The sequence below is a fragment of the Nonomuraea sp. NPDC049607 genome (assembly GCF_040675375.1).
Taxonomy (GTDB): Bacteria; Actinomycetota; Actinomycetes; order Streptosporangiales; family Streptosporangiaceae; genus Nonomuraea.
This window is the reverse complement of record NZ_JBFAOV010000015.1, coordinates 1-21,902: the sequence shown is the minus strand read 5'-3', so window position 1 is coordinate 21,902 and position 21,902 is coordinate 1. Positions and strand designations below refer to the sequence as shown.

Sequence of the window (21,902 nt, the reverse complement as noted above, 5' to 3'; positions counted from 1 at the left end):
GGGAGGGGTCAACGGAGGGTCTCCCGCAGGTCCCAGAGGCGGCGCCACATGGCGGAGCCGTCCTCGGCGCGCCGCCGCACCGGCCCGTCCCAGTAGCCGAGCAGCCGTCCGTGGTCGGCGGGGTCGTCCTTGCGCACGACGCCCAGCAGGTGGCCCGGCACCAGGTCGAGGACGTCACCGCCCGGCAGGTACGCGGCCGCCACGCCGAGCGAGGCCGCCACCTGCACCGCCTCGGCGGTGGACATCACGGTGCCGGGCCGCTCCACGTCCCAGCCCTCGCCGGACCGCCCGGTCCGCAGGTCGCGGAAGACCGTGACCAGGGCCTCCAGCACCGCGTCGTCCACGGCGAACCCGGCCCCGGCACGCTGGACGACCGCCGTGGCCTGCCGCCGCACCAGGGACGTCTCGGCCGCGGCGTCGGAGATGGGATCGACGGTCTCGAAGTTGAAGCGCCGCTTGAGCGCGGCCGACATCTCCGACACGCCACGGTCGCGGAGGTTGGCCGTGGCGATCACCGTGAACCCGGGGACGGCGGCCACCTGCGCGTCGCCCGTCCCGGCCAGCTCGGGGACGCTGACCCGCCGGTCGGACAGGATCGACACCAGGGCGTCCTGCACCTCGGGCAGGCAGCGGGTGATCTCCTCGACCCTGGCCACCCGCCCGGACCGCATGGCGGTCAGCACCGGGGAGTCCACCAGCGCGCCCCGGCTCGGCCCCTGGGCCAGCAGCAGCGCGTAGTTCCAGCCGTAGCGGAAGGCGTCCTCGGTGGTGCCGGCGGTGCCCTGGACGGTGAGCGCGCTGGTGCCGCAGACCGCGGCGGCCAGCAGCTCCGACAACATCGACTTGGCCGTGCCGGGCTCGCCGACCAGCAGCAGGCCGCGTTCGCCGGCGAGCGTCACGACGCAGCGCTCGACCAGCGAGCGTTCGCCGACGAACTTGGGCGCCACCTGCAGCTTGGACGGCAGGCCGTCGCGGGCGGGCAGGGAGAGGGTCTCCTCGCCGCTGCCGCAGATGAAGGTGACGACGGCGCGCGGCGTCAGCAGCCAGCCGGGCGGGCGCGGGCCGTCGTCGTGGGCGGCGAGGAAGGCCAGCTCGGTGGCGTACCGCTGCTCGGCGGAGACCACCTGCGTGGCGGAGGTCGCCTCGTCGGTGAGGGTCATCGAATTCAGGTCCTTAAGGGAGTAGGAGGGAGGTCAGCGGCGGCGGCCGCGTTTGACGTCGAGCTGCTCGAAGCGGGGCACGTCGCCGTCCTGGACGCGCCGCCACGCCCTGGCGTACAGGTCGGCCACGGGCTCGCCAGGCACGAGGGGGCCGTCGAGGCCCGCGTTCGGGCTGAACATGGGGAGCTTCCACTGCTCCAGCGGGAGCCGCGGCGTCCGCTGCTCCGACCAGCCGCCGGACAGGAACAGCGAGCGCCCGGCGCGGGCGCGCACGGCCTGGACGACCAGGCCGGCGCCGGCCAGCTCGGCCCGCGCGGCCTTGAGCCGGGCCGGCTTCCAGCCGGTCCACCGGGCGGCGTTGCGGTCGGTGGGGTCGGGCATGGCCAGCAGCATGAGGTAGACCGCGGCGGCGTCCTCGCCGAGGCCGTGCGCCTTGGCGACGTCCACGACGAGGTCGGGCACCGAGCGGGTGGGGTCCTGCGGCCACCAGGTGCCGTCGGCGTCGCGGTCGCCCTGGCGCGGGTCGCCGGGGTCGGCCAGCAGCGCCGCGAAGCGGGGGTCGAGGGCAATGCCCAGCGCGGACACGGCGGGGAAGGAGCCGTTGAGCCCGATCAGGGCCCGCAGGTAGGGGTCCTCGCCGGCCGCGTCGAGCAGGCCGGGGCGGAGCGCGGGCGAGGGCTGGCTGTCGTAGGTCGCCATGAAGACGGCCCCGTACCGCTCGTAGCCTTCGCCGACCTCGGTGGGCGTCCCGGCGACCTTCTTGAAGCCGGGCAGGCCGACGTACCGGTCGAGGTCGATCAGCAGCCGGGGGTTGGCGAGCCGGTCGCGGACCTCCGACAGCGCGGCGGGCAGCCCGGCGCGCAGCGGGTGCCCGGCGGGCAGCCGGTGGGCCAGCCAGGCGGCCGTGGCGACAGCCATGACCAGCGACCGCCCGCTGAACCCGGTGCCCTGGCCGACGGGGTGGACGCGGTCGCCGCGCACCTCCCACTCCAGGTCCACGCCCAGTTCGGGAGCGGCTGCGGGGTCGAGCACCGCGCGCAGGCACTGCGCCGCGTCGTCCCCGGCGGCGCGCAGCGCGCCCGCGGCCTCGCCGAGCAGCCATTCGGGCAGGGCGAGCCGCTGCCCGACGTGGTCGTTCCACACCCGCGCGGCGGCGGCGACGTCGGGACCGTCGGTCCACAGGCGGGCCGGGTCGGCGGGCAGCAGCGCCCCGGTGACGGCCCGGCGCACGTCCGGGCCGAGGGCGCGCAGCTCGTCCTTGGCGACGGCGGCGTCGGTCACCTTCACGCCGATCACGGCGCGGGCCTCCTTGTCGAGGAAGGTCCGCTCGTACGTGTCCACCTGCGGGAACCCGGCGACGATCAGCCGCGCGGCGGTCTGGGAGACCCCGGTGAGCCGGGCGAACTCCGCGGCGGCGGCCTCCTGCCAGGGGGCCGGGCCGCGCGCGGCCAGCTCGGTGAGGAACGACTCCAGCCAGCCCGCCTCCCGGTCCCCGCCGACGGGCGAGCGGTCGCGGACGGTGTAGGGCGCGGGCACCTCGAACGCCCCGGCGGGGTCGTGGTGCAGAGCGGTCCATTCGAGCCCGTCGACGGCCGTCTCCCGCAGGTCGAGGAAGACGACGAACGCGCCGCCGCCCAGCGGCAGCACGCCCGACAGCGAGCCCCCCGCCGCAGAGCCGCCCGCCGGGGAGCCGCCCGCCGGGGAGCCGCCCGCGACGACCATGTGCTCGCGCCTGAGCGTCACCGTCATGCGGCGCCAGCGGGACGAGCCCGCCGCGATGGGCAGGCCGCCGTCACGCAGCTCGCCCAGCAGCACGCCCAGCGCGTCCCGGTGCTCGGCCGGCGTGGTCGGCGCCGCGAGCCGGTACGCCACGGCGGCGCAGTGGTCGAGCAGGCGCTCCCACCGCAGGTTCGAGGCGGGCAGTCCGGGCAGGCCGAGGTGGTTGGGCACCTGCGGGCGGTCCTGTCCGCCGGTCACGGCCCGGCCCACCGCCCGGATCTGCTGGAACGCGGCGTCGCGGCTGTAGTAGTGATGGCCGTGGCCCTCGCCGACGCCGTTGATCGCCTCCGCCAGCAGCGTGTCCGAGGGCCCGGACGGTCCCTGCTCCTCGGCCGGGCCACCCGCCAGCGCGCGGTTGAGGTTGGCCACGACGGTGCGCACCGCGTCCTGCTGGGCGGCGGCGAAGCCGACGATCCCGGCCACGCCCTTCCGCAGCGCCTCGTGGGTGACCTCCGGCAGCAGCGCGCGGACCGCCGCGAGCAGGTCGGCGCCCTGGGGCTCGGCTGCTTCGAGCAGGGCCGCGGCCGTCTCGCGGTCCAGGCGGCGCAGCGCCGCCGAGCCGGCGAGGTCGCGCGGGCGCAGGCAGTACCAGTAGCGCTCGGGCGGCAGGATGGGCATGCCCGCGCCGAACGCGCCCGGCTTGGCGTCGGTCCGGTACTCGGCCAGCACGACGCCGTCGGCGTCCACGAGGCTGATCCGGTAGCTGGTGCGCACGACGGCGCAGGGCCGCTCCGCGCCGGGGAACGTCAGCACGCGCACCGGGACGCCGGCGTCCGGCGGCAACGTCACCGTGGTCCCGGACAGGTCCTCGGCGCGGTGGGAGCCGTCGGGCAGTTCGGTCACGCGCAGGCCGTACAGGCCGTCGACGGGGGCGCCGACCGGGGTGGGCTCGGCGGAGGGGGCCGGCAGCAGCCAGCCCTCGCCGGGCTTGTCGTCCGACGTGCCGGTGAGGAAGGCGGGCAGCGACCTCCTGCCGATGCCGCCGCCGGCGGGGTCGAACTCGTACCAGCCGCTGTCACGTTCCGCCCGGACCCACGTCCAGAAGGACGTGCCGTCGGTGATGAGGTGCCGCTCGTCGGGGACGACCGTGTCGCCGGCGTGCAGCGTGCCGTACCCGGTGGTACGGCCGCCGCCGGGCACGGCGAGGCTGACCGGGTCCTCGCCCAGGTAGTAGTCCAGGCGGGTGCCCCGGCTCCGGTCCGTCCCGTCCAGGTCGCGGACGCGGTCGGCGGAGGTGTGCCAGTAGCCGCGCAGCCCGTTGGCCCGGTCGCGGGAGTCCCAGTAGACGAGCAGGTCGCCGTCCACGTAATGGAAGCCGGGATCGCTCCAGGTGTCGTCCCTGGGGACGCGCAGGTCGTGGGTGAGCACGACGCCGTCGGCCGAGAGCACCCGGGCCTGCGCGGTGCCCGCGACGACCAGGTGAGGCCAGGCGTCGCAGACGACGAGGTCGTCGACGTCCTTCTCCGGCACGAGCTGGGCGGCGGCCTCCTCGAAGGCGGGCCAGCCCAGCTCGTCGATGATCCCGGACCGCAGGGCGCGGGCCAGCACCCCGGCCACGTCGGCGTCGGTCGCCGCCCGGCGCACCTCGTCCTCGGCCAGGGCCAGGGCCTCGCCGGGCAGCCAGGACAGGCGGCGCAGGGCGTCGGGCAGGGTGGGCAGGCCGGCGGCGGCCGAGCGGCGGGCGACCAGGCGTACCCATTCGGCCAGCATCGGCCCTCCGCCCAGGGAGCCGGCCAGGGCCCGGACGGCGGCCCTGCCCTCGTCGTCGGCGTCCAGGTGGTCTGCGCCGCGCCGGAAGGCGACGTGGAAGCGGCCGTCGGCGGCCAGGGCGAGCAGGTCGCGCCGGTCCTCGTGCCCGGCCCAGACGTCCAGGCGCAGCCGGGCGCCGTCGCCGGGGTCGGCCACGGGCACGCCGCGGGAAAGCAGCAGGTCGATCAGGTCGGCGTCGTCGTCGACCGCGATCGTGCCGCCGGTCGCGGTCAGCTCGTCGCGCAGCCGGTCGGCCATGCGCTCGATCAGGGCGTGCAGCGCGGGCAGGTGCGGCGGGACGCCCCAGGTCCGTTGCCGGGCGGCCAGGAACCTGCGCAGCCAGCCGGCGGCGCCGTCGGCCGAGCGCTCCTCCTCCGGCACGTCGGCGTGCAGGCCGGCGGTCGCGTCCGCGCTCTCCAGGATGTCGAGCCAGATGCCCGGCAGCTCCCGGTCGCGGCCCTCGGGGATGACGTTCAGCAGCGTGCCCCTCAGCTCGGGCCGCTGCCGGGCCAGCGCCGCGACGGCCGGGGCGTGGGACTTCCACCAGCCGGTCGGGGCCTGCATGACGGCCGGCAGCGTCAGCACCTCGGCCAGGTAGTCCTGCTCGGCCGTCTCGGCGTCCACGCCGGCGGCCCTGGCGAGCCTGCGGATGTCGGCGGCCATCTGCGCCGAGGGGGCCAGACCGCCCGCGGTCCTGCGTACGCACAACCGCGCGAACCTGCTCAGCGCCTCCGCGGCGGGCAGGCGGGCGGTCAGCTCCTTGGCGTACCCGGACAGCACCTTGACCGGCAGCGCACCGGCCAGCGCGAACTCCAGGAACACCGCGTCGAGCCGGTCGTCGTCCACGGCGAGGCCGTGCTGGGCCTCGGCCCGGCGGGCGGCGGAGAAGAGCTGCCCGGCGTACTGGGTGTTGTCGGCCGCGGCGAACACGCGGGCGGCCTGCTCGTAGAAGGTCGGCAGGAAGTGCGGGACGGACGCGGCGAGCTGCCCGGCCAGCTTCTGGTAGGCGTCGAGCGCCATCTTGGGCTTGGTCCTGGTCTGCCGGGCGACGCGCTCCAGCTCCGGCACGACGGCCAGGGCGTGGTGCCCGTCCTGCGGGTGGTGGACCAGCACCCATTCGGGGAAGCCGAGCGAGCGGCGCAGGCCCAGGCCGACCACCGCGGGCTCGCCTTCGGGCACCAGGCCGAGGAAGCCGCCCACCGCGTCCTCGGCGGTGCTCAGCTCCTCGGTGACCAGGCGGACGATCACCCGGTCGTCCAGCCCGGGGTGCCGGTAGGCGCGGGCGACCAGCGGCACGGCCCGCTCCCCCGCCCCCTCGGTGCCGGGCGGCAGCACCGCACCGGCGTCGAGCAGCTCGCCCGCCTCGGAGACGGTCCTGTCGGACGTGTTGCCGGTCATGCGTTCTTCCCCTCTTCTACCTGCCGCCCGGCGTACAGCGCGGCGGCCATTCGCATGCCTTCGGACCAGGCGACCGGGCCGACCTCGCGCAGCGTGAGCGTCTTGCCGTCCTGGTCGCGCCAGGTGAGATCCCCCGTGGACGTCTCGCTGTCCCAGTAGGGCTCGCCGATCCAGACGGCGGCCTCGGTGAGCCGGCCGCCGTCGCGCACCTGGCAGGTGGCGAAGCCGCCGGAGACGCGGTAGCCGAGCTGGCTGGCGCGGGCCGCCACGCCGAACCTGGAGGCGTACGTGCCGCCCGCGAACTCCTTCACCTGGCGCACCCCTTCGCCCTGTTCGGCGGGCTTGCGCCAGATGGCCCGGTGGATCTGCTCGACCTTCTGCGTGATGCCCAGCTCCGCGGCGAACTCGCGCAGGTCGTCGAGGTCGGGCAGGAGCACCGGGTGCGGCAGCGTCACCGTGCGCGCGGAGAGCCGGACGGTCTCGCCGTCGAGGTTGACGGCGCGCAGCTCGCCGGAGGGGGTCGCGTCCCGCAGGAAGCCCACCTCGTCGGGGTCGTCGCCGACGACCGCCACGTCACGCAGCGCCGCCTGCCACGCCTCGTCGGGCCAGACCCGGGCGATCAGCTCGGTCGGCACGGGCAGCGAGGACACCATCCAGGCGTCCACGTGCGCCACGCAGGACGCGGCGTGCCGGTCGAGCCATTCGGCGAAGCGGCGCAGCCGGTCCGCCTCGGGGTGCTCGCGCACCGCCTTCGGCAGCGTCTTCAGCTGCCGCCCGGCCGAGCGGCCGGACGTGGCCCTGGCCGTGACCCGGCCATCTATCAGGGCGATCTCGTACGCGTCGCCCGCCGCCAGCCAGCCCAATTGCCGCCGCCTCTCGTCGTGAAGCCATGGGAATGTGTCGAGGCGCGGATCTCCCGCCGCCACGTTGCGCGGAACGTTATCGGCGATCACTGACAAATGCCTACCGGCTGCTCAAAGGCCCGGTTACGGCACCGGGTCCCGCCGGGGAGGGAACGGCGTGTTTTCCCTCCCCGGCGCCTAAAGACCAGGGCAGGATCGCCGCGCGCGGGCTACGGGCGCGGGCGGCGGGGGTAGGCCATTCCGGGCCGGGCGCGCCGACCGGGGAACGGGCGCGCGGCTCGCTCGACGGGGGGATGGCCGGTGAAAGTCGTCGTCGATCTGACGCGTTGCCAGGGGTACGGGCAGTGTGCCTTCCTCGCGCCCGACGTCTTCACCATGCGCGAGGAGTCCCTCCTGTACGACCTGGACCCCGGCGACGAGCGGCGCGAGCACGTGCTGCGCGCGGCGGCGGCCTGCCCCGTCCAGGCCATCCACCTCGACTGGACGGCGACCCGGCTCACGTCCGAGCCGCCCAGCCCGCCGGCGCGCGGGATGACCGACGGGCGCATCGTCATCGTCGGCGCGTCCCTGGCCGGGGCGCGGGCCGCCGGTGTGCTCAGGCGGGAGGGCTTCACCGGGTCGCTGACGGTGATCGGGGACGAGTCCTCCGAACCGTACGACCGGCCGCCGCTGTCCAAGCAGGTCCTCATGGGACAGGTGCCGCCCGACCACGTCATGCTGCCCCGCCTGCGGGAGGTCGAGGCCGACTGGATGTGGGGCACCCGGGCGTCCGGCCTGGACGTGGCCGGCAAGCGCGTCCTGCTGGACGACGGCCGCGAGGTCGGCTTCGACCGGGTGCTGCTGGCCACCGGCACCCGCGCCCGGCCCTGGCCGAACGAGGAGGAGGCCCGGCTGGAGGGCGTGCACACGCTGCGCTCGATGCGGGACGCCGCCGGGCTGCGGGAGGCGCTGGCCGCCCGTCCCAACCGGGTGCTCATCCTGGGCGCCGGGTTCACCGGCAGCGAGATCGCCTCGGTCTGCCGCGAGCTGGACCTGCCCGTGACGGTCGTCGAACGCGGCCAGGCCCCGCTGGTCAACGCACTCGGCGGCGTGATCGGCGACGTGGCCGCCCAGCTCCACCGCGAGCACGGCGTGGACCTGCGGTGCGGCACCACGGTCACCTCGCTGGAGGGCGACGGGCACGGGCGGCTGCGCGGCGCCCGCCTGTCGGACGGCAGCACGGTCGAGGCCGAGGTCGCCGTGGTCGCGCTCGGCTCGGTGCGCAACGTCGAGTGGCTGCGCGACTCGGGGCTGGCCGCGGGCGTGTGGGGGGTGGCCTGCGACGCCGGCTGCCGGGCCGTGGACACCAACGGCCTGGTGACCGACGACGTGTTCGTCGCCGGCGACATCGCCCGTTTCCCGCACCCGCTGTACCAGTACCAGTTCATGACGCTGGAGCACTGGGGGAACGCGGTCACGCAGGCCGAGATCGCGGCCCACAACATGGTCAGCGACCAGACGCACCGCTGGCCGCATCTGTCGGTGCCGGTGTTCTGGTCCAGCCAGTTCGGGGTCAACATCAAGTCGGTGGGCGTGCCGACCTTCGCCGACGAGCTGGTCGTCACCCAGGGCTCGACGGACGAGCGCCGCTTCGTCGCCGTCTACGGCTACAAGGGCCGGGTCACCGCCGCGGTCACCTTCGACCAGGGCATGTGGCTGGAGTTCTACCAGCGGCTGATCGAGCGGGCCACGCCCTTCCCGCCCGCCTTCCGGCACGTCGACCAGCGGGGGGAGGCGCGGCCCGTACCGGCCCGGGTGCCCGAGCGGCTGATCGCGGCGGAGGGGGCGACGGTCGTGGTGACCGGCCACGACCCGGCCGAGCGGCGCGCCTCGCTGCTGCACGCGCCGCAGAGCTGACCCGGCAGGAACCCAGACAGGAGTGCAGGACATGACCTCGGACGCCGCCTTCCAGCGCATCCTCGACCCGGCCGGCCGCGCCGACCCCTATCCGTCCCTCGGGGAGCTGCGCAGGAACCCGGTGACCCGGCTGAAGGACGGCTCGTACGTGGTCAGCACGTACCGGGAGATCGTCGAGCTGCTGCACGACCCGCGGGTGAGCTCCGACCGGCGCAACCTGGCCGACGCGCCGGAGACGCCGGAGCACGCGCCCGCCTTCATCCGGCTCGACCCGCCGGAGCACGACCGGCTGCGCCGCCTGACCATGCGCCACTTCGGCCCGCCGCACTCGCCGGGCGTCGTGGACGGCCTGCGCCCGATGATGCTGGCCACCACCACCGAGCTGATCGACGCGCTGGCGGGCAAGAACCGGGCCGACGTCGTCGACGAGGTCGCCTACCCGCTGCCGATCGCGGTGATCTGCCGGCTGCTCGGCGTCCCGGCGGAGGACGAGCAGCAGTTCCACGCCTGGGCGGACCAGATCGTCGAGACGCTCGGGCCGGGCGAGGAGGACCGCGCCGAGCGGGCGCGGGAGCGTCAGGCGGTGTCGGAGAACCTGGAACGTTACCTCGCCGGGCTGGCCGAGGAGCGGCGGCGGGAGCCGGGCGACGACATGTTGTCCGGGTTCGTCACCTACGAGGGGCCCGACGGCCGCATGACGCCGGAGGAGGTCGTCGCCACCTCCCTGCTGCTGCTCATCGCCGGGCACGAGACCACGATCAACCTCATCGCCAACGGCATGCTCACCCTGCTGCGCGACCCGATTTTGCTGGAACGCGTGCGCGCCGACCCCGACCTCGTCATCACCGCGGTCGAGGAGCTGCTGCGCTTCGAGCCGCCCGTGCAGCTCGTCTCCTCGCGGGTCACCCTGGACGACGTGGTCGTCGGCGGCGTGACGATCCCGGCGGGCTCGCCCGTCGTGCTCGCGCTGGCGGCGGGCAGCCGCGACCCGGCCCACGTGCGCGAGCCCGACCGGTTCGACCCGTGCCGCAGGCCCAACGAGCACCTGGGGTTCGGCGGCGGCGTCCACTACTGCTTCGGCGCGCCGCTGGCCCGGCTGGAGGCGCAGGTCGTGCTGGGCGAGCTGGTGCGCAGGGTGCGCAATCCGCGGCTGGTCGCCGACCCGCCGCCGTACCGGCCCAGCGCGGTGCTGCGCGGCCCGCGCCACCTGCTGATCGACTACGACGGCATCGCCCCCGCCTGACGCGGCGGAGTGCCCTGACGTTGATCTATGGGTTCGTGTGCAGTTGAATGAGCGGGTGCGTGCTGGGCGGGTGGTCTCCCCGGTTCTGGTGGGTCGGGAGAGCGAGCTCGCCCGGCTCGTCGCGCTGGTCGCCGGGGCGCCCGCCGTGGCCGTCGTCGAGGGCGAGGCCGGCATCGGCAAGTCCAGGCTGACGGCCGAGCTGCTCGGCGATCCCGCGGTGGCGGGCCTGCGGGTGCTGAGCGGGGCCTGCGTCCAGATCAGGGAGCCGTTCCCGCTGGGGCCCGTCGTCGAGGCGCTGCGCGGGCGCGCGTCCGAGCTGGACGGGGCGGCGCTGTCGCCGGTCGCCGGGGCGCTGCGCGAGCTGCTGCCGGAGCTGGCCGGCGTGCTGCCGGAGACGCCGCCGCCGCTCGACGACCGGGCGGCCGAGCGGCACCGGGTCTTCCGGGGGCTCGCCGAGGTGCTGACCGCGCTGGGCCCCGCCGTCCTGGCGGTGGAGGACCTCCACTGGGCCGACGGGCAGACGGTCGAGTTCCTGACGTACCTGATGTCGGTGCTGCCCGGCACGTTACGGGTGGTGCTGACGTACCGGAGCGAGGAGGCGTCCGGGGCGGTACGCGCGATCACCGCGCGCGCCCCCCACACGATCGCGGCCGAGCATCTGGTGCTGCCGCCGCTCGACGCCGCCCAGACGCGGGTGATGGCCTCGGTGATCCTCGGGGCCGAGGAGGTGACGGCGGAGTTCGCCGAGCACCTGTGCGGGCGGGCCTCCGGGCTGCCGCTCGCCGTCCAGGAGCTGCTGGCGCTGCTGCGCGACCGCGGCACGCTGATCCGGTGGGAGGGCGGCTGGGCGCGGCGGGCCCTGGAGGAGCTGGACGTGCCGAGCGGCGTGCGCGCCTCGGTGCGGGAACGGGTGGCCCGGCTCTCCCCCGGCGCCAAGGAGGTGGCGGAACGGGCCGCCGTGCTGCAACTGCCGGTGCCGGTCGCCCTGCTGTCAGGGCCGGACGTCGGCGCGATCGACGAGGTGCTCGGCTCCGGGCTGTTCGCCGACACCGGCGGGCTGGTCGGGTTCCGGCACGTGCTGGCGGCGCAGGCGGTCTACGAGGCGATCCCGCTGGGCCGCCGGCAGGCCCTGCACGCGGCCGCCGCCGACACCGTACGCGAGCTGCGCCCGGTCCCGCTGGGCCGCCTGGCCCACCACCTGCGCCAGGCCGGCCGGGCCGATCAGTGGGTGGAGGCCGCGATCGAGGCGGCCGAGCAGGCGTCGAGGCTGGGTGACGACGCCGAGGCCGCGCGCCTGCTGGAGGACGTCCTGCGCGGCGCCGAGCTGCCCGCCGCCCGGCGCGCCGAGCTGACGGTGAAGCTGGGCTGGGCCGCCCTGGAGCTGCTGCGCCCGCCGCCGGTCGCCGACCTGGTCACCGGCGCGCTGGAGCAGGACGTGCCGCCCCCGTTCCGCGGCCACCTGCGGCTGCTGCTGGCGCTGCATCTGGAACGCACCCGCATCGACGGCGCCCGCATCGGCGAGGCGTTCGCGCGGGCCGCCGACGACCTGGCCGGCGAACCGGGGCTGGCCGCGTGGGCCATGGCCGGCGTCGGCCGCCCGCCCAGCGGCCTGCCGCCGGAGGAGACCATGTCGTGGCTGGAACGGGCGCTGGCGACGCTGCCCGCCGTCGCCGACCCGGCCATGCGCATGCTGGTGCTCGGCAAGATCGCGATGATCTTCGTGGTGATGGGCGACCCGCGCTGGGCCGTGCTCGCCGACGACCTGCTGCGGGAGACCGGCGGGCGGCGGCTGCTGCGCCGCGAGGTCAACGCCTACCGCTCGATCGGGGGCGCGGCCCTGTTCAGCGGGCACCACCGCCGGGGCCGCCGCCTGCTGACCGCGGCGGTCGAGGAGGGCGCCGAGCCGGACCTGCGCGAACGGCTCGAACTGCGCTGCCTGGTGAACCTGGCCGCGGCCGACTACTTCGAGGGCTCCTGGCACGGGCTGCCGGCCAGGCTCCAGGAGCTGCGCGACCAGTTCGGCGACGAGCCGCACGAGCGCATCCTCGTCGACATCGTGACCGCCTGCCTGGCCGCGGTGCAGGGCCGCCAGGAGGCCGCGCTGCCGCCGCTGCTCGACGCCGCCGCCGAGGCGCGTACCCGGGGGCAGTACGACGACCTCGTGCTGCCGCTGGCGATGCTGCTCAGGCTGACCGCCGCGCGGGGCGAGCCGGAGGCGGCGATCGAGGCGGCCGTCGAGGCGGGCCGCCACTGGGAGGCGAGCGAGCTGTGGCCGGTGGCGGTCCGCGCGCTGCCGGGGTTGACCGAGGCGCTGCTCGCGGCGGGCCGTCCGGAGGAGGCCGCCGAGGTCGTGGCGCGGCACGCCGCCCGGGTGGACGGGCTCGACGCGCCGCTGGCCGCGCCCGCGCTCGCGCAGTCCCGCGGCCTGCTGGCCGCCGCCGAAGGGCGGTGGGCGCGGGCCGCGGCCGAGTTCGCCGCCGCCGCCGACGCCTTCGAGACGGTCCCGGCCCGGTACGAGGCCGCGCAGGCGAGCGAGCAGGCCGCCGCGTGCCTGTTCGCCCTCGACGCCCCCGAGGCCGCCGTCCGGCTGGGCCGGGCCGTCGCCGTGTACGCGGACCTCGGGGCACGCTGGGACCTCGACCGCGCGACCGGGCTGGGCCGCAGATGGGGCGTGCGCCCGGCCGCGCAGAGCGCTCCCGCGCAGGCGGGGAACGACCACGCGCTGTCGGCCCGGCAGGAGCAGGTGGCCCGGCTGGCGGCCGAGGGGCTGACCAACCAGGAGATCGCCAGGGAGCTGTTCCTGTCGCCGAAGACGGTGGACAAACACGTGAGCGCGGCCATGCGGAAGGTGGGGGCGCGGTCGCGGACGGAGCTGGCCCGCCACCTCCTCCCCGGCGACTGAATCGGCAAGTTGGGGATTTTTCCCCATAGGGCACCCCATACCCCACCCCATACGGCTGCCGCGACACTTTCGGCATGTCCGAAAGCACCCACGACCCCGGCCGGCCGGACCCGGACGACCCCGTCCCCGACGCCTCCTCCCTCCACGAGGAGACCCCGGAACCTCCTCGCCCCCCGGACGGCTTCGAGCCCGTCTGACCCCCTCCCCCCGCCAGAAAGGCCACCATGGCACTGCCCCGCCCCCCGCTGGCGCGCCGGACAGGCGTCCTGCTGACCGCGGTCACCGCGCTCGCCGGCGTGCTGACCGCCGGTCCGGCGACCGCCGCGACGCCGGACACCCCCGCCCCCGCCTCCCCCGCCGCCCCCGCTGTCCCCGCGCAGGCCGCCAAGGACGTCGCCCTGTCCGGGGTGCGCGCCCAGAAGGTCACCGTCACGCTGATCACGGGCGACAAGGTGCAGCTCACCCGGTCGGCCGCCGGCCGGTACCACGTCGAGCCGGCCCCCGGCACCCGCCAGGACGGCCGCCGGATCAACCTGTTCACCCAGTTCACCCCGGACGGCGTCTTCGTGCTGCCGGACGACGCGATCGCCGCCGTCCAGGCGGGGCTGGTGGACCGGCGGCTGTTCGACGTCAAGTACCTGGCCGAGAACGGCTACGCCGACGACGTGGCCAAGCGGCTGCCGGTCATCGTGCAGTACCCGGGCGACCAGCCCGAGGCCGCGGTCAAGCGGTCGGCCGCCGCCGTCCCCGCCAGCGACCCCACCCGGACGCTGGAGAGCATCCACGCCTCCGCCCTCGACGTCACCAAGGCCGAGGCGGGCGCGTTCTGGCAGGCCGTACGCGGCGGGCAGAGCGCCGGTGAGGGCCTGGCCAAGGCGCCCGGCAAGCTGAACGGCGGCATCGCCAAGCTGTGGCTGGACGCCAAGGTCAAGGCCGACCTGGACGTGAGCGTCCCCATGATCGGCGCACACCAGGCATGGGAACGCGGCCAGGACGGGACCGGCGTGAAGATCGCCGTCCTGGACACCGGCGCCGACACCGGCCACCCCGACCTGGCCGGGAAGATCGCCGACAGCAAGTCGTTCGTCCCGGAGGAGCCCGTCAAGGACGGGCACGGGCACGGCACCCACGTCGCCTCCACCATCGCCGGCACCGGCGCGGCCTCGGGCGGCAAGTACAAGGGCGTCGCCCCCGGCGCCCAGCTCGTCGTGGGCAAGGTGCTCGACAACACCGGCTCCGGCCAGGAGTCGTGGATCATCGAGGGCATGGAGTGGGCCGCGCGCAGCGGCGCCAAGGCCGTCAGCATGAGCCTCGGCGGCCCGCCCAGCGACGGCACCGACCCGCTCAGCCAGGCCGTGAACGACCTGACCGCCGAGACCGGCACCCTGTTCGTGGTCGCTGCGGGCAACCTGTACGAGGCCGAGACGATCAGCATGCCCGGCGCCGCCGACGCCGCGCTGACCGTGGCCGCGGTGGACAAGAAGGACCAGCTCGCCGCGTTCTCCAGCCGCGGGCCGCGCCCCGGCGGCGGGCTCAAGCCCGACATCGCCGCGCCCGGCGTGGACATCGTGGCCGCGCGGGCGGCCGGCACCGCCATGGGCTCCCCGGTGGACGCGAGCTACACCGGCGCCTCCGGCACCTCCATGGCCACGCCGCACGTGGCCGGCGCCGTGGCGATCCTGGCGCAGCAGCACCCCGACTGGACGGGCCGGCAGCTCAAGACGGCCCTGATGTCCACCTCCAAGGACGACGGCTTCACCGTCTACGAGCAGGGCGCCGGCCGGGTGGACCTGGACCGCGCGACCAGCCAGCAGGTGTTCGCCGGCGGCGGCGTGGACTTCGGCCTGCTGGAGGCCGGCAGCGCGGCGAAGACCGGCGAGGTCTCCTACCGCAACCTGGGCGACCGGCCCGTCACGCTCACGCTGAAGGCGGCGATGGGCGCCGCGAAGCCGGTGCTCGCCGACGCGACGCTGACCGTCCCCGCCGGCGGCACGGCCGCCACCACCGTCACCCTCGACCCGGCCGAGCTGGCCGTCGGCACCTACAGCGGGGCCGTGACGGCCGAGGCCGACGGCGTCCGGCTCACCACGCCGCTCGGCGCGGTCCGCGACGTCCCCAAGTACGACCTGACCATCCGCACCCTCGACCGGGACGGCAAGCCGCGCACCCCGTCGGCCATGAGCGTCCTGGACGTCGACGGCAACAAGGGCGTGCTCGGCCCCCACCGCATCGACGACACGGGCCTGGTCGTGACCCGCGTCCCGGCGGGCACCGTCAGCCTGCTCCAGGTGCTCGACTGGGTGGACGGCGACGACCGCGCCAACCGCGCCTGGCTGTTCGAGCCCGAGCTGACCATCACGGGCGACACCGAGGTCACCCTCGACGCCCGCAAGGCCACCGAGATCAGCTTCAGCGCCCCGAAGACCGCGCAGCCGCTGAACAACGCCCACGACGTCTTCTTCCAGCGCACCCTGCCCAACGGCAAGGTCTACGGCGGCACGCTGCTGGCGAGCCGTCCGGTCGGCGCGTGGGAGAAGACGTGGGCGCTGCCGACCAGGAAGGTCACCAAGGGCGGCTTCCGCTTCACCGGCCAGTGGGAGCTGGGCGTGCCCGAGGTCACCATGACCATGCGCGCCTCCAAGCGCACGACCCTGCACCCGGTCACCCGCGTCCACGTGATCGACTCGGGCGAGATCCATCCCGGGTACGTCCCGTTCGCGGGAAGCATGGACCTGCGGGTGGTCGACGCGGGCAAGGGCCGTCCCGAGGAGCTGGCGGGCAAGGACCTGCGCGGCGCGCTCGTGCTGGTCGACGCCGAGCCCACCGAGGGCGTCCTCGGACCGGTGTGCGGCCTGCAGATCGAGCGCGTGGGGCCGATCAGGGACGCGGGCGCCGCCGGTGTCCTGGCCTTCAACGAGCAGGCCGCCTCCTGCCCGATCCCGCTGCCCATCTCGCAGAAGCCGTTCAGCGGGCCGTTCAAGCCGGTCAACATCCCCGTCGCCTACGTCTCCAACGCCGAGGGCGTGAAGATCCGCGAGGAGGCCGGGCGGGGCAAGGTGACCGTCCGGGTCGAGGGCACGCCTGTCACGCCGTACTCGTACGTGTTCAGGCCGTCCGCCGACGGGCGCGTCCCGGACTCGATGCGGTACGAGGTGAGCGAGCGCCGGCTGCACCAGGTCGACCTCGACGTGCACGGCGCGCCGTACACGAAGTACATGAGCTGGCGCGCGTCCTGGCGGACCGACGACATCTCCTACACGACGACCAACACCGACCTCATGCACTGGTCGATGCCGATGCCCGAGCGCAGGTCGCAGTACATCTGGCCGCTCGATGCCAGGACCGTGAGCGAGGCGGGCCTGTCGGCGCTCGTCGGGTCCGAGCCGGGTGCGGAGATCCAGGAGACCCGCTACCGGGACGAGGTGTTCGACCGGCCGGGCACCACCGTCCAGAAGTGGTTCGCCACCCCGAGCACGCCGGGCGCCTCGACGGCCTCCGACAAGCTGTACGCGCTCGGCGGCGACCCGGACGCGCCCCCGCTCAAGCAGAACGTCATCGGCGTGCCGTGCGCGATCTGCGTGCACGACGGCAACCTGTGGGTGACGCCGTCCCTGGTCAACGGGGTCGGGGAACGGCGCGACGACGGCAGCTCGTTCGGCGACCTCGCGCCGCGGTACGAGCTGCACCTGTACCGCGACGGCAAGGAGCTGCCGAACGCCCCCGTGCCGGGGTTCGACACGCTGCCACGCTACCCGCTGCCCAAGGAGCCGGGCGTCTACCGGCTGACAGCCAGGAACGCCCAGCAGGACATCGAGTGGACGTTCACCGCGCCGCCGGCCAAGGAGCAGCTCAGGCCGGGCGTCAACTGCTACGCCTGGTTCCTGGACGGGCTGGTCGAGCAGTGCCGCACCACGCCGGCGGTCTACGTCAGCTACGACCTCGGTGACAGCCTGTCCGCCGGGAACACGGTCGCGGCCGGGCGCAGGCACACGTTCGAGCTGGAGGCCTACCACGGGCCGTCGGCGGCGAAGATGCCGGCGATCACCGGCGTGCGGCTGTGGACCAGCACCGACGACGGCGCCACCTGGCAGCCCGCCGACCTCAAGAAGGGCCGGGACGGCGTCTACACCGCCGGCGCGAAGTACCCGGCCCATCGCGCCACCAAGGGCGCGGTGAGCCTGAAGGTGGAGGCGTGGGACGCGGCGGGCAACCGCGTCAGGCAGACCACCCTCCGCGCCTTCGACCTCCGCTGACCGCAACGACCGCGGCCGCCCACCCGGCGACCGCGGTCACCCACCGGGCCGGCCCGCACGCCCGGTGGCCGCGGTCACCCCGCCGGGCGGGCCCGACGGTACCCCGCCCGTTCCCCTGCTGATCGGCTCATGGCGGTACGGTGAGCACCCGGCGGCGTACGGCCACCGGGACGCGAGCGAAGGGGACCCCGCGCCATGAACGCCACCGGACCGCACAAGCGCCTGGCGGCGGCCTGGCAGCGGGCCCGCGACCGGCACGGCTGGCTCGACCACCTGTCCCGCGCCGTGGTGCGCTACGACAAGGCCGACGCCGGCCGGCTGTCGGCGGCCCTCACCTACTACTCCTTCTTCGCCACCTTCGCCCTGGCCCTGCTGGCCTTCGGCATCCTCGGCCACGTCATGGACGACCCGACGGTCCTCGCCACGGTCCAGCACTACCTGAGCGAGAACTTCCCGCGCCTCGACGTCCAGGCGATCCGGGAGGCCGGGGGCACGGCCGGCGCGGTGGCCTTCGTCGCGCTGCCGGTGACCGGGCTGTTCTGGATGGACACCCTGCGCTCGGCCACCCGGGCGATCTGGCAGCTCGACGAGTACCCGGGGCGCTTCCTCCTGCGCCAGCTCATCGACCTGGGCGTGATGGCCGGGCTCGGGCTGCTGCTCGCCCTGTGCCTCGCCGTCGCCTTCGCCGCCGAGCGGCTGCTGACCTGGCTGGCGGTGCTCACCGTGGGCGTGGAGGCCCTGCCGGCGCAGTGGGTGCTCACCGCGGCCGGGATCGTGCTCGGCCTCGGCGTGAACACGCTGCTGGCCATGGCGCTGCTGACCGCGCCGCCCCGGTTGCGGGTGCCGCTGCGCCGCGTGATGGGCCCGGCGCTGGTCATCACCGCCGGGCTGGAGATCCTCAAGACGATCGGCCAGGTCTACGTCAACCTCACCGCGGCCAACCCCGCCTACCGGGTCGTCGCGGGCGCGGCGGGCATGCTGCTGTTCCTGAAGGTGCTCAACCAGCTCATCCTGTTCGCCACCGCCCTGACGGCGACCGGCACGGCGGGCCACGTCAAGGATCTGGGCGTCCGGCGGGGCCGTTGACAGGGTAACCAACCAAGCGCATGCTCGTTTCGGCGAGGGGGCCGACCGGCTCTCCCCTGTCGAAGGGATCACCGATGCGACCTGCCTCAGCGGCCTCCGACGACCTCACCCCCCAGGGGCGCAGCCGCCGTTCCCTGCTCATCGCGGGCGGGATCCTGGTCACCGGCGCGGCGCTCGGCCAGGACCCGGCCTACGCCGAGGCCGACTACGACGTGGTGGTGGTCGGTTCCGGGGCCGCCGGGATGACCGCCGCCCTCACCGCCGCCAAGCGCGGCCTGAGCACCGTCGTGCTGGAGAAGGCGCCGACGTTCGGCGGGTCCGCCGCGCGGTCGGGGGCGGGCATCTGGATCCCGTGCAACGAGGTGATCCTGGCCGCCGGGGTGCCGGACACACCCGCCAAGGCCGCCGCGTACCTGGCCCGCGTGGTGGGCGACACCGTCCCGGCCGCGCGGCAGCAGGCGTTCCTGAACGCGGGGCCGCAGATGATCTCGTTCGTGACGCGCAACAGCCCGCTGCGCTTCCGGTTCATGGAGGGGTACTCCGACTACTACCCGGAGTTCCCCGGCGGGATGCCGGGCGGGCGCTCCATCGAGCCGGACCAGTTCGACGGCAACCTCCTCGGCCCGGAGCTGGCCCGGCTGAACCCGCCGTACATGGCGACCCCGGCGGGCATGGTGGTCTTCAGCGCCGACTACAAGTGGCTGACGCTCGCCCTGGTCAACCCGAAGGGGGCGGCGGTGTCGGCGGCGTGCCTGCTGCGGGGCACCGAGGCCGCGCTGCGCGGCGAGAAGCCGCTGACGATGGGGCAGGCGCTGGCCGCCGGGCTGCGCGCCGGGCTGCTGGCCGCCGGCGTGCCGGTGTGGCTGAACACGCCGCTGCTCGGCCTGCACGTCGAGGACGGCCGGGTCGCGGGCGTGGTCACCCCGGCCGGGGTGGTCAGGGCCAGGCGCGGAGTGATCGTCGGGTCGGGCGGGTTCGAGCACAGCGCGGCGATGCGGGCCGAGTTCCAGCGCCAGCCCATCGGGACGAGCTGGACCGTCGGCGCCAAGGAGAACACCGGCGACGGCATCGAGGCCGGCGAGCGGGCCGGCGCCGCGCTGGACCTGATGGACGACGCCTGGTGGGGCCCGGTGATCCCGCTGCCCGGCGAGCCGTACTTCTGCCTGGCCGAGCGGACCCTGCCGGGCTGCGTCATCGTCAACGGCGCCGGCCGGCGTTTCGTCAACGAGGCCGCGCCCTACAGCGACGTCGTGCACGTCATGTACGACCGCAACACCCCGTCCGACCCGCACATCCCCGCCTGGCTGATCATCGACCAGCAGTACCGCGACAAGTACCTGTTCAAGGACATCGCCCCGCTGCTGCCCTTCCCCGACTCCTGGTACGACAGCGGCGCCGTGTTCAGAGCCCCGACGATCGAGCAGCTCGCCCGGAAGATCGGGGTGCCGGAGGCCGCCCTGCGGGCCACGGTCACCCGGTTCAACGGGTTCGCCCTGGCCGGGCGGGACGCCGACTTCCACCGCGGCGACAGCGCCTACGACCACTACTACGCCGACCCGTACGTCCGGCCCAACCCGTGTCTGGCGCCGCTCTGGCTGCCGCCGTTCTACGCCTTCAAGATCGTCCCCGGTGACCTGGGCACGAAGGGCGGCCTGCGCACCGACGCCCGCGCCCGCGTGCTGCGCGCCGACGGCTCGGTCGTCCCCGGCCTGTACGCCGCCGGGAACGCCAGCGGCGCCGTCATGGGCCACAGCTACGCGGGCTCGGGCTCGACCATCGGACCGGCCATGACCTTCGGCTACGTGGCCGCGAACGACCTGGCCGGCGGCTGACCGTCAGTCGGCCGTGTAGCTGATCGAGCGCACGTCGTAGCCGGTCGTCCTTGAACCGCGCACGTGCATGAACATCGCGCCGCCCTCGTAGGACCAGGCGCACGCGTAGCCCTTCGGCTCCTTGGTGCACCCCTGGAACTGGTGGACGACGCCGCGCGGGTCGTACCTGACCCGGAACAGCGTCCGCACCGCGCCCTCGTCGCCGACCTCCAGGGCCGCGTACCTGTCGCCGCGCTTCCAGGCGGCGAACAGGTGCCCGGCCGCGGCGGACGGCCGCTCGACGTGCCGTGACAGGTAGACCTTGGTGACCTTGGAGCCGGTCACGGCCATCGCGATGCCGTTCAGGCCGCCGGGCACGCGCACGCTGGTGTGCACGTACCGGCACACGCCGTTCGAGCAGCCGTCGAAGCGGTCGGGGGCGCGGTAGGCGTAGGTGAAGATCGTGCTCACCGCGGCGGGGGTGGCGACCGCGGCCGCGGCGGCGCGGTCGCGGGCCAGCCAGGCGCGGAACAGCTTGCCCGCCACCTTGCCGGGCGCGGGGGCGGCGGCGGAGGAGGCCGGGGTGGCGGCGAGAGCCGGGGCGACGGCGGGAAGGCCGAGCGTCAGCGTGGCGGTCGTCGCGAGGGCGGCGCCGCCGAGAAGCAGTCGTCTGGACACGCTCCGACGCTAGGATCCGCCCCTTGCGCGGTGATTGCTCCCGGCTTGCAGCCCTTCCGGCACGCCCCCGGGCGGGATCAGCCGCAGGTGCAGCATCGTGCGCGCACACGAAAACGCGGGCCGCCGCGTTGTGCGGTGGTCCGAAGACACAGCGACGCTTCTGGGGGAAGCTGGCCAACCCCCCGTGTGAGAGGAATCCAATGGACGTCTACATATCCGTGGACATGGAAGGCATCTCCGGCATTGCGACGATCGACCAGGTCTCGCGTGGCGGACACGGATATCCGCGCGCCCAGGAGCTGATGACCGCCGAGGCGAACGCCGCGATCGCCGGGGCGTTCGAGGCCGGCGCGGACAGCGTCACGGTCAACGACAGCCACGGCACGATGGACAACTTCCTTCAGGACGCCCTCGACGAGCGGGCCCGGCTGATCACCGGCAGCCCGAAGGCGCAGTGCATGGCGCACGGGATCGGCGAGCGGCACGGGGTCGCGCTGTTCGTCGGCTACCACGCGCCCGGCGGCTGCCCGGGGGTGCTCGCGCACAGCTTCTCGTCGCTGTTCGCCTGGCTCAAGCTCAACGGCGAGTACGTCTCCGAGGCCGAGGTCAACGCGCTGCTCGCGGCCGAGCACGGCGTGCCCGTGGGCCTGGTGACCGGCGACGACCAGATCTGCGAGCTGGCCGGACGGCGGCTGCCCGGGGCGCTGACGGTGACGGTCAAGCGGGCCGAGGGCGTGACGGCGGCCGACAGCCTGCATCCGCGGCGGGCCCGGGCGCTGGTCGCCGCGGCCGCGGCCGAGGCCGTGCGGAACGCCTCCGCCCTGCGTCCGGTGCCGATCCCGGAGCGGCTGGTGCTGACCGGCGGCTTCCAGACGGCGGCGGCGGCCGAGCTGGCGGCGGGCGTGCCGGGGGCGTACCGGGTGGACGAGACGAGCGTGACCTGCGAGGTCGCCGACCCCTCCAGCCTGGTCGGCCTGATCGGCGTCTGGTACGCCACCTCGGCCCAGGCCGCCCGATCCCGCCTCCCCCTCCTCGGCCTCCACTGACCTCCCCGGCCCGCGGCGACGGCTCCCCCGCCGCGGGG

12 protein-coding genes are annotated in these 21,902 nt (G+C 75.0%); 8 read left to right on the top strand and 4 right to left on the bottom strand.

Going from position 1 to position 21,902, the window contains the following annotated elements:
- Positions 1 to 8: 8 nt before the first annotated feature.
- Genes AB0J97_RS27440 through AB0J97_RS27430 form a run of 3 tightly spaced genes read right to left on the bottom strand, consistent with a single transcriptional unit; the run spans position 9 to position 6,949 of the window.
- Positions 9 to 1,160, bottom strand: coding sequence for an AAA family ATPase (locus AB0J97_RS27440; protein ID WP_364093329.1), 1,152 nt, complete (start codon positions 1,158 to 1,160; stop codon positions 9 to 11).
- Between the two features lie 33 nt (positions 1,161 to 1,193).
- The gene (locus tag AB0J97_RS27435) at positions 1,194 to 6,086 is read right to left on the bottom strand and encodes a DNA-binding protein (protein ID WP_364093326.1); all 4,893 of its coding nucleotides are present in this window, start codon (positions 6,084 to 6,086) and stop codon (positions 1,194 to 1,196) included.
- A complete protein-coding gene (locus tag AB0J97_RS27430; protein WP_364093323.1) occupies positions 6,083 to 6,949 on the bottom strand; it encodes a DUF4132 domain-containing protein in 867 nt (288 codons plus the stop codon). Before AB0J97_RS27430 ends, AB0J97_RS27435 begins: the two co-directional genes overlap by 4 nt.
- Positions 6,950 to 7,249: 300 nt before the next feature.
- Here AB0J97_RS27430 and AB0J97_RS27425 point away from each other — a divergent pair, with 300 nt between their 5' ends.
- The 7 genes from AB0J97_RS27425 to kstD all read left to right on the top strand — a co-directional run bounded on the left by AB0J97_RS27425 (position 7,250) and on the right by kstD (position 20,161).
- Positions 7,250 to 8,845, top strand: a complete 1,596-nt coding sequence (locus tag AB0J97_RS27425; RefSeq protein WP_364093318.1) for an FAD-dependent oxidoreductase — start codon at positions 7,250 to 7,252, stop codon at positions 8,843 to 8,845.
- Positions 8,846 to 8,876: 31 nt separating this feature from the next.
- Positions 8,877 to 10,088: a cytochrome P450 gene (locus AB0J97_RS27420; RefSeq protein ID WP_357703710.1), complete on the top strand. Its 1,212-nt coding sequence runs from the start codon at positions 8,877 to 8,879 to the stop codon at positions 10,086 to 10,088.
- A gap of 55 nt (positions 10,089 to 10,143) precedes the next feature.
- Entirely contained in the window at positions 10,144 to 12,990 is a 2,847-nt protein-coding gene (locus AB0J97_RS27415) for an AAA family ATPase (protein WP_364093315.1), read from the top strand.
- Between the two features lie 74 nt (positions 12,991 to 13,064).
- Positions 13,065 to 13,187 (top strand): hypothetical protein, encoded by a 123-nt coding sequence (locus AB0J97_RS27410; protein ID WP_357703714.1) that lies wholly within the window; start codon positions 13,065 to 13,067, stop codon positions 13,185 to 13,187.
- 27 nt (positions 13,188 to 13,214) lie between these two features.
- Positions 13,215 to 17,243, top strand: coding sequence for a S8 family serine peptidase (locus AB0J97_RS27405; RefSeq protein WP_364093312.1), 4,029 nt, complete (start codon positions 13,215 to 13,217; stop codon positions 17,241 to 17,243).
- Positions 17,244 to 17,438: 195 nt separating this feature from the next.
- Positions 17,439 to 18,329, top strand: a complete 891-nt coding sequence (locus AB0J97_RS27400; RefSeq protein ID WP_364093309.1) for a YihY/virulence factor BrkB family protein — start codon at positions 17,439 to 17,441, stop codon at positions 18,327 to 18,329.
- 74 nt (positions 18,330 to 18,403) lie between these two features.
- Positions 18,404 to 20,161, top strand: coding sequence for a 3-oxosteroid 1-dehydrogenase (gene kstD, locus AB0J97_RS27395; protein ID WP_357703720.1), 1,758 nt, complete (start codon positions 18,404 to 18,406; stop codon positions 20,159 to 20,161).
- A gap of 3 nt (positions 20,162 to 20,164) precedes the next feature.
- Here the strand turns inward: kstD and AB0J97_RS27390 are convergent, their stop codons facing one another.
- Positions 20,165 to 20,818: a hypothetical protein gene (locus AB0J97_RS27390; protein ID WP_364093305.1), complete on the bottom strand. Its 654-nt coding sequence runs from the start codon at positions 20,816 to 20,818 to the stop codon at positions 20,165 to 20,167.
- A 200-nt stretch (positions 20,819 to 21,018) separates the two neighbouring features.
- On the opposite strand from AB0J97_RS27390, the gene AB0J97_RS27385 reads away from it, so the two are divergent.
- The gene (locus AB0J97_RS27385) at positions 21,019 to 21,864 is read left to right on the top strand and encodes a M55 family metallopeptidase (protein WP_364093302.1); all 846 of its coding nucleotides are present in this window, start codon (positions 21,019 to 21,021) and stop codon (positions 21,862 to 21,864) included.
- The last annotated feature ends 38 nt before the right edge of the window (positions 21,865 to 21,902 follow it).